8 protein-coding genes are annotated in these 6,867 nt (G+C 70.4%); 1 reads left to right on the top strand and 7 read right to left on the bottom strand.

The features are described 5' to 3' along the window. Window positions 1-24: 24 nt before the first annotated feature. The 7 genes from AB0N90_RS37115 to AB0N90_RS37145 are packed head-to-tail and all read right to left on the bottom strand — an operon-like array spanning window position 25 to window position 5,877. Window positions 25-966, bottom strand: coding sequence for an urease accessory protein UreD (locus AB0N90_RS37115; RefSeq protein ID WP_365203861.1), 942 nt, complete (start codon window positions 964-966; stop codon window positions 25-27). Next, window positions 963-1,673, bottom strand: a complete 711-nt coding sequence (gene ureG / locus AB0N90_RS37120; protein ID WP_365203862.1) for an urease accessory protein UreG — start codon at window positions 1,671-1,673, stop codon at window positions 963-965. The genes AB0N90_RS37115 and ureG overlap by 4 nt, the downstream gene beginning before the upstream one ends. Before the next feature lie 43 nt (window positions 1,674-1,716). Further along, window positions 1,717-2,403, bottom strand: coding sequence for an urease accessory UreF family protein (locus tag AB0N90_RS37125; RefSeq protein ID WP_365203872.1), 687 nt, complete (start codon window positions 2,401-2,403; stop codon window positions 1,717-1,719). A gap of 39 nt (window positions 2,404-2,442) precedes the next feature. Next, window positions 2,443-4,167, bottom strand: a complete 1,725-nt coding sequence (gene ureC / locus AB0N90_RS37130; protein WP_365203864.1) for an urease subunit alpha — start codon at window positions 4,165-4,167, stop codon at window positions 2,443-2,445. Then, window positions 4,167-4,574, bottom strand: coding sequence for an urease subunit beta (locus AB0N90_RS37135; protein WP_365203865.1), 408 nt, complete (start codon window positions 4,572-4,574; stop codon window positions 4,167-4,169). Before AB0N90_RS37135 ends, ureC begins: the two co-directional genes overlap by 1 nt. Before the next feature lie 33 nt (window positions 4,575-4,607). Beyond that, complete coding sequence (locus AB0N90_RS37140) at window positions 4,608-4,913, bottom strand: urease subunit gamma (protein WP_365203866.1); 306 nt, start codon at window positions 4,911-4,913, stop codon at window positions 4,608-4,610. A 4-nt stretch (window positions 4,914-4,917) separates the two neighbouring features. Beyond that, complete coding sequence (locus tag AB0N90_RS37145) at window positions 4,918-5,877, bottom strand: urea transporter (protein ID WP_365203868.1); 960 nt, start codon at window positions 5,875-5,877, stop codon at window positions 4,918-4,920. A 508-nt stretch (window positions 5,878-6,385) separates the two neighbouring features. Here AB0N90_RS37145 and AB0N90_RS37150 point away from each other — a divergent pair. Further along, the gene (locus AB0N90_RS37150) at window positions 6,386-6,736 is read left to right on the top strand and encodes a hypothetical protein (RefSeq protein WP_365203869.1); all 351 of its coding nucleotides are present in this window, start codon (window positions 6,386-6,388) and stop codon (window positions 6,734-6,736) included. Window positions 6,737-6,867: the final 131 nt, after the last annotated feature.

Consider the following 6,867-nt stretch of genomic DNA (forward strand, 5'->3'; position numbering starts at 1 on the left):
GTCGCCGTCGCCGGGCACGGCCGGTCAGGTCTTGCGGAGATCCGGGGCGGGCGCGCCGATGAGCAGACGGCGCACGGCGTCCCAGGCCGTGTGCGTCGCGCGGGTGACCGCGGGTGGGTCGCTGCCCAGGATCCGCGCCCACGCCCCGCAGTCGTCGGGCAGCACGCTCACCCCGAAGTCCACTCCGGTGGCCGACAGGGCATCGTGCAGGGCGTCCGCGATCTCCGTCGCGGGCGCGAGCGGGGAGACGACGTAGAGCGTGGCCATCAGGTCGTACCCGGCGAAGACCGCGGGGCCGGTCACCGAGCCCGGCTCGCCCGTGTCGAGACGGACGGTGTCCACGGCCACGAGTTCCCCGTCGCCCCGGGTGATCTCCAGGTCGCTGAAGAGCATGCGATAGGCGTGCCGTTCGCCGCGGGCCAGGCGGCCGGCGGCGATCACCTCGCCCAGCAGCACGGTGGCCGTGGGGTGGACGCTGACACGGGTGCGCTGGTAGAAGCGCGCGTCCCGGTAGGGGATCAGCGGGTCGGGCAGGTACTCGACGTAACTGCCCTCCCCCACCGTGAGGTTGACCACCTGGGTGGCGTGGTCGAACTCCATGCGGTGCAGTTTTGTCGCGGCCTGCGTCGTCAGGTGCACCGTGGTGCCGGGGCCGCAGTCGATGTCGACGCGGTTGCGGTCGGCCTGGACGATGCCGCCGCCCGTGGACATCAGATAGGTCACCGGCATGTCGGGCCGCAGCGGGTCGACGTACAGCGGACGCATGATCTGCAACGGCGACTTCTGGTAGCGGTCCACGAGTTCGGTACGGTCGCCGATCCGCGCGTAGCGCAGTTCGAGCAGGCCGACCTTGCCGGGGCGCCCGGCGGCCAGGGTGTCCGCCGTACCGGTGAGGTCGAGCAACCGGGCCGGTGTCCGCGGGGGTTCGTAGTGTGCGGGGTCGAGCCGCGCGGGCGCCGTCGTCATGCGGAAGCCGTCATCCGGCCGGTGCCCCGGGCGGCCTCGTGGGACAGCACGAAGTCGGCGATGGTCTCCAGGCCCTCTCCGGTGAGGGAGTTGGTGAGCACCACCGGCCGTCCCTGGCGGACGTGGTGGGCGTCCGCCTCCATCTGCGACAGGTCGCAGCGCACGTACCGGGCGATGTCGATCTTGTTGATGACGAGCAGTTCGCACTCGGTGATGCCCGGACCTCGCTTGCGCGGCATCTTGTCGCCCTCGGCGGTGTCCAGCACGAACAGGAAGAGGTCGACGAGTGCCGGGCTGAAGGTGAGGGTGAGATTGTCGCCGCCGCTCTCGAAGAGCAGCGTGTCCACCGCGGGGAAGCGCTCCAGGATCTCGTCGGCGGCGGCCTGGTTCATCGTCGGGTCGTCCCGGACCGCCGTGTGCGGACAGGCTCCGGTCTCCACGCCGACGATGCGGTCGGCGTCCAGGACTCCGGCGAGGGTGCGCCGTACATGGGCGGCGTCCTCGGAGGTGTAGATGTCGTTGGTGATCACCGCGGGGGTGCGGCCGCGCCCGATGAGCACCGGGACGAGTGCCTCGATCAGCGCGGTCTTGCCGGAGCCGACGGGCCCGGCGATCCCGACGCGCAGCACACCGTCGGCGGGGCGCTTCACGAACTCCTCGTGGTCGTGGTGGTGCCGGGAGCCCCGCACCTGTGTGGGGTCGTGCATGGTGTTCGTTCCTTTCCTCGTCGATGTGTGGTCGCGACGGCCGCTAGCTGGCGAAGAGCCGGGCCTCGGCGCGTTCGTGGCGGCCGGCCATGACGTCCGCGACGGGCACGCAGCCGCCCAGGTCGGGCAGTTCGCGGAGCAGGGCCGCCTCGGCGGTCTCCTCGATCACCGGGGCGGCGCCGTGCAGGACGACCTGGGCCCGGCGGTGGTCGGTGAGCCGCAGCCGCAGGGCGGCACCGACGAAGCTGGCCGCGAAGGCGAACAGCTCGCAGGTGACCGCCTGCCGGGTGGTGAGTCCGCCCGCGGCGTGGACGACCCCGGCGACGACCGGCTGGCACCCGCGTACCGCGCCCTCGCGGTACAGGGAGCGGTAGCGCTCGATCGGCCGGGCGCCGTAGACCTCACCGGCCAGGTCGAGCAGTTGCCGCCCGGTGCGGACGGCGGCCTGCCGGGCCTCGCGGCCCAGCTTGGTGGCGTACAACCGCCGTTCCACGGCGACCACGTGGTCCCAGTCGTCCGCGCCGACCGCGCGGTGGGTGAGGGCGAGGGCGGTCGCGTCGGCCGGTCCCGCGCTGTGCCGGAGCAGGTCGTGCAGGAGGGCGGGCAGCGTGCGCGGGGTGACCGCGTGGGCCTGCTGGAAGCCCTCCAGGCCGTGGGAGAGGGTGTAGTAGCCGCTGGGGAAGGCCGAGTCCGTGAGCTGGAGCCCGGTCAGCAGCGCCTGGGTCGGCATCGGGTCGTTCACGCCGGGTCTCCGTTCGTGCCGGGCGGGTCAGACGATGTAGAAGAGCTGGTTGAGCGGGAGGCGTTCGGCGGGCTCGATGGTGGCGGGCTCGCCGTCGACGGTGACCTTGTAGGTCTCCGGGTCGACCTCGATACGTGGCAGCGCGTCGTTGCGGACCATGTGCTGCTTGCCGACCGTCCGGCAGCGCCGCACCGGCTCGATCCGGCGCCCCAGGCCGAGCTCTCCGGGGACGCCCGCGGCGATGGCCGCCTGCGACATGAAGGTGACGGAGGTGCGCTGCCGGGCCCGGCCGTACGAGCCGAACATCGGCCGGTAGTAGACCGGTTGAGGGGTGGGCAGGGAGGCGTTGGGGTCGCCCATCAGCGCCCAGTTCACCATGCCGCCCTTGATGATCAGCTTGGGCTTGGCGGCGAAGGAATGGATCGGCCAGAGCACTATGTCGGCGAGCTTCCCGGGCTCCAGCGAGCCGATCACATCGGCGGCGCCCACCGCGATCGCCGGGTTGATGGTGAGCTTCGCCAGATAGCGCAGGACGCGCGCGTTGTCGTTGCGCGAGCTGTCCTCGGCCAGGGTGCCGCGCATCTCCTTGCAGTGGTGCGCGGTCTGGAAGGCGCGGGCGAAGGACTCGCCGACCCGGCCCATGGCCTGGGAGTCGGAGGAGAAGATACTGATCACGCCGAGGTCGTGCAGCACCGTCTCCGCCGCGATGGTCTCGGCCCGCACCCGGCTGTCGGCGAACGACACGTCCTCGGGGATGTCACGGGACAGGTGGTGGCAGACCATCACCATGTCCAGCAGCTCGTCCACCGAGTTGATGGTGTACGGCAGGGTCGGGTTGGTGGAGGCAGGCAGCACGTTGGGCTCGCCGGAGACCCGCATGATGTCGGGGGCGTGGCCGCCGCCCGCGCCCTCGGTGTGGAAGGTGTGGATGGTCCGGCCATCGATCGCGGACAGCGTGTCCTCGAAGAAGCCGCCCTCGTTGAGGGTGTCGGTGTGGATGGCCAGCTGGACGTCGTACTCGTCGGCGATCCGCAGCGCGTTGTCGATGGCGGCGGGGGTGGCGCCCCAGTCCTCGTGCACCTTCAGGCCCGACACACCCGCTTCGACCTGTTCGCGCAGCGCCTCGGGCAGGCTGCCGTTGCCCTTGCCGAGCAGGCCGACGTTGACCGGCAGGTCCTCGGCGGCCTCCAGCATCCGGTGGATGTTCCACGGCCCGGGGGTGCAGGTGGTGCCGTTGCTGCCGTCGGTCGGTCCGGTGCCGCCGCCGAAGAAGGTGGTGATGCCGTTGGACAGGCCCTCCTGGGCCTGCTGGGGGGAGATGAAGTGGATATGTGTGTCGACCCCGCCGGCGGTGGCGATCAGGTGTTCGCCGGAGATCACCTCGGTGCCGGGCCCGATGACCAGCTTGGGGTCAACGCCGTTCTGCGCATGGGGGTTTCCGGCCTTGCCGACGCCGACGATCAGGCCGTCGCGGACACCGATGTCGCCCTTGACGACGCCGAGCACCGGGTCGAGGACGACGACGTTGGTGATCACCAGGTCGAGTGCGCCCTCGCGGTTGAGCGCGGCGGGGTCCTGTGCCATGCCGTCGCGGATGGCCTTGCCGCCGCCGTAGACGGCCTCGTCCCCGTAGGAGCCGGCGTTGTGGTCGTACTCGACCTCGACCACCAGGTTGGTGTCGGCGAGGTGGAAGCGGTCGCCCACGGTGGGGCCGAACAGGTCGGTGTACTGCCGGCGCGGGATGATCGCCATCAGTTGTCGGTCCCCTCGTTCTCGGTGTCGAAGTCGCCGCTGGTACCGGCGAATCCCCGACGCGCGGCGCGGCGCAGCGCGGCCCGCCGGGTGTCCTCGGCGTTCAGTCCGCCGTTGACGAGTCCGGCGAAGCCGACGAGCCGCCGGGTGCCGCCGAAGGCGCACAACTCGACCTCGCGGGTGTCGCCGGGTTCGAAGCGCACGGCGGTGCCGGACGGGATGTCCAGGTGCATGCCGTACGCGGCCTCGCGGTCGAACCGCAGCGCGCGGTTGGCCTCGAAGAAGTGGTAGTGCGAGCCGATCTGTACAGCACGGTCCCCGGTGTTGGCGACGGTGAGACTGACCTTGGCCCGGCCGGGGTTGATCTCCACGGGGTCGTCCCCGTAGAGGTAGGCTCCACCCGACATCGTTGGTCCCCTCGGTGGTTCGGACGGTGTGGTTCAGGCGCTGATCGGGTCGTGGCAGGTGACCAGCTTCGTCCCGTCCACGAAGGCCGTCTCGACCTGGAGGACGGTGAGCATCTCGCGCACTCCGGGCATGACGTCGTCGGCGGTGACGACCTTGCGGCCCAGCTCCATGCACTCGGCGACGGTGTGGCCGTCCCGGGCGCCTTCGAGCACGGCCTCGGTGATCAGTGCGGCGGCTTCGCTGTAGTTGAGCCTGGTGCCTCGGTCCCTGCGGCGGCGGGCCAGGTCCGCCACCACATAGACGTGGAGCTTGTCGATCTCGCGTGGTGCGAGGTTCATCGCGTCACTTCGCTTTCTCGTACGGCATGCCGGGCCGGTCCATCGCCGGCGCGGCCGCCAGGAAGAGCCAGGTCGTCACTACGAACGGCCAGGTGAAAGGTGATCCGCCGGACGGCTGGACAACGGCGGTCCAGGCGGTGGTCAAAGGGACCGAGGCCACGGCGGCGAGTACGGCGTAGCCGGCGGTCCAGGGGGTCGGGGCCAGGAAGGTGGCCGCCAGGGCGATGGCGACGAGCACCGCGTTGTAGCCGTAGAGCCCCTCGGCGATGCGGTCGGCGGGCAGGCCTATGGCCCGGGCGGTCAGGACCGCGACGGCGCTGCCGCAGGCGGCGGCGACGGCCGCGCGCCGGGAGGAGACGAGCAGTCCGACGAGGACGATCAGGCCCGCGTACCACTTTTCGAGGAAGAAGACCTGCCCGATGTTGTCGCAGAACGCGTGGCCGAGGTCCGCCATGGACGGTCCGGTGGCCGCGGCGTGCGCGGTGGCCGACGCCGGGGTCGCCGCCGCGTTCGAGGGCGGCGCGATCGCCATGACGGCGGCGACGAGGCAGTACGGGGCGGTCAGCACGGGCAGTCCGAGGGGCCCGAGGAGGCGGACAGCCGCGGCGGTCAGGATCGAGCAGACCGCGGCGGCGAGGACGACGAGCAGCGCGGTCCGCCCGGAGGCGCCGAGCCGGACGAGCGTCGCGATGCCGACGAGGCAACCGCAGTACCCTTCGAGCCCTTGGCTCAGCCGGCCGTCCCAGTCGGTGCGCAGCGCGGCCGCCGCTCCCGTGGACACGAGTGTGCCGAGCACTCCGTAGACGCCGAGCCTCCAGTCGTCGGCGAAGAGCGCGGCGAGGAACAGCAGTCCCGTCCACGGGTTCGCGCTGAGCGCGACCTGGGCGATGCCGTGCAGGTGCGTCCGCCAGGCGGCGATCGGTCTCCGGCCCATGGTCCGTACCGCCTGACCGGCTGTAGGCATGGGTATTCTCCCTGCTTGAGGACACGGCGGAACCATCAACACCCTTGTGCACCGGGGAAGAAGAGCTCCGCTTCAACACTTTGTTGAACCCTACGCCCGGCTCGGGCCACCAAGATCGAAACCGGTTGGTGACCAGCTGGACACCAACCGGAATCACCGCAGGCCGCGCGGCCGGGCCGAGGGCCGACGGTGGCGCATCTTGACCTTGATCCAGCCAGTCGTTGAATGTCTCTTGGAATGATCGAGGCCAAGAGCTGACCGGCAGTCAGGGGCCGCGGCGAACGTCACCGCGGCTCCGCGGGGACACCGGGCCCGGCGGTCCGCGTCCCTCTTGTGAGCGAACGCGAACCGGACAGGATTCGCCGATCGGGAGCAAAGCGTTGACTGTGCGTCACTGGATGGAAATCCTGGTAAACGCACCAGAATCACCTTCCATGCACATGGGGGAAAGATGGTCCGGAAAAGTCACGCCCGGCGGATTGTCTGTGTGGCCTCCGCCGCCGCACTCATGGGACTCGGGCTTGTCGGTACGGCCGCGGCGAGCGAGTCCCGTCCCGCGCACCAGGCCGCGACCCACTGGTACATGACGCCCAACCACGGCAATGACTGCGCTCTCAACATCCGTGACTCCGCGAGCGCCGGCGGCAAGATCGTCGGTCACCTGTCCAACTGCAGCAAGGGTGCCTGGTGCTGGTACCAGAAGTCGGACTGCGGTGCGTCGGTCAAGGGCGGTACCTACACCTGCAAATACGCCGACGGAAGCGGCGGGTTGCGCAGCGACGAATGGGCACGCGTGGCCGACAAGAACGGCAAGCTCGCCTACGTGGCCAGGTGGTGCGGTTTCGCTCAGCGGCTGTAGGGGCCCGCCGTAGAGCTGAGTGAACCGGTCGGCCTAAGAACTCCTAACGAAATGATCTTCGGGGTGGTTGGATCACTGCGGGACTGGTGATCTGGGGGTGTGGGGTGGCTCGGCCGAAGCCGTGGGAAGTC

The organism is Streptomyces sp. NPDC093018 (assembly GCF_040684035.1).
Classification (GTDB): Bacteria; Actinomycetota; Actinomycetes; order Streptomycetales; family Streptomycetaceae; genus Streptomyces; species Streptomyces murinus.

Bases quoted from the DNA above. Each gene is read 5' to 3' on its own strand.
- AB0N90_RS37115 (WP_365203861.1), bottom strand. From the start codon at position 966: ATGACGACGGCGCCCGCGCGGCTCGACCCCGCACACTACGAACCCCCG.
- ureG (WP_365203862.1), bottom strand. From the start codon at position 1,673: ATGCACGACCCCACACAGGTGCGGGGCTCCCGGCACCACCACGACCAC.
- AB0N90_RS37125 (WP_365203872.1), bottom strand. From the start codon at position 2,403: ATGCCGACCCAGGCGCTGCTGACCGGGCTCCAGCTCACGGACTCGGCC.
- ureC (WP_365203864.1), bottom strand. From the start codon at position 4,167: ATGGCGATCATCCCGCGCCGGCAGTACACCGACCTGTTCGGCCCCACC.
- AB0N90_RS37135 (WP_365203865.1), bottom strand. From the start codon at position 4,574: ATGTCGGGTGGAGCCTACCTCTACGGGGACGACCCCGTGGAGATCAAC.
- AB0N90_RS37140 (WP_365203866.1), bottom strand. From the start codon at position 4,913: ATGAACCTCGCACCACGCGAGATCGACAAGCTCCACGTCTATGTGGTG.
- AB0N90_RS37145 (WP_365203868.1), bottom strand. From the start codon at position 5,877: ATGCCTACAGCCGGTCAGGCGGTACGGACCATGGGCCGGAGACCGATC.
- AB0N90_RS37150 (WP_365203869.1), top strand. From the start codon at position 6,386: ATGGGACTCGGGCTTGTCGGTACGGCCGCGGCGAGCGAGTCCCGTCCC.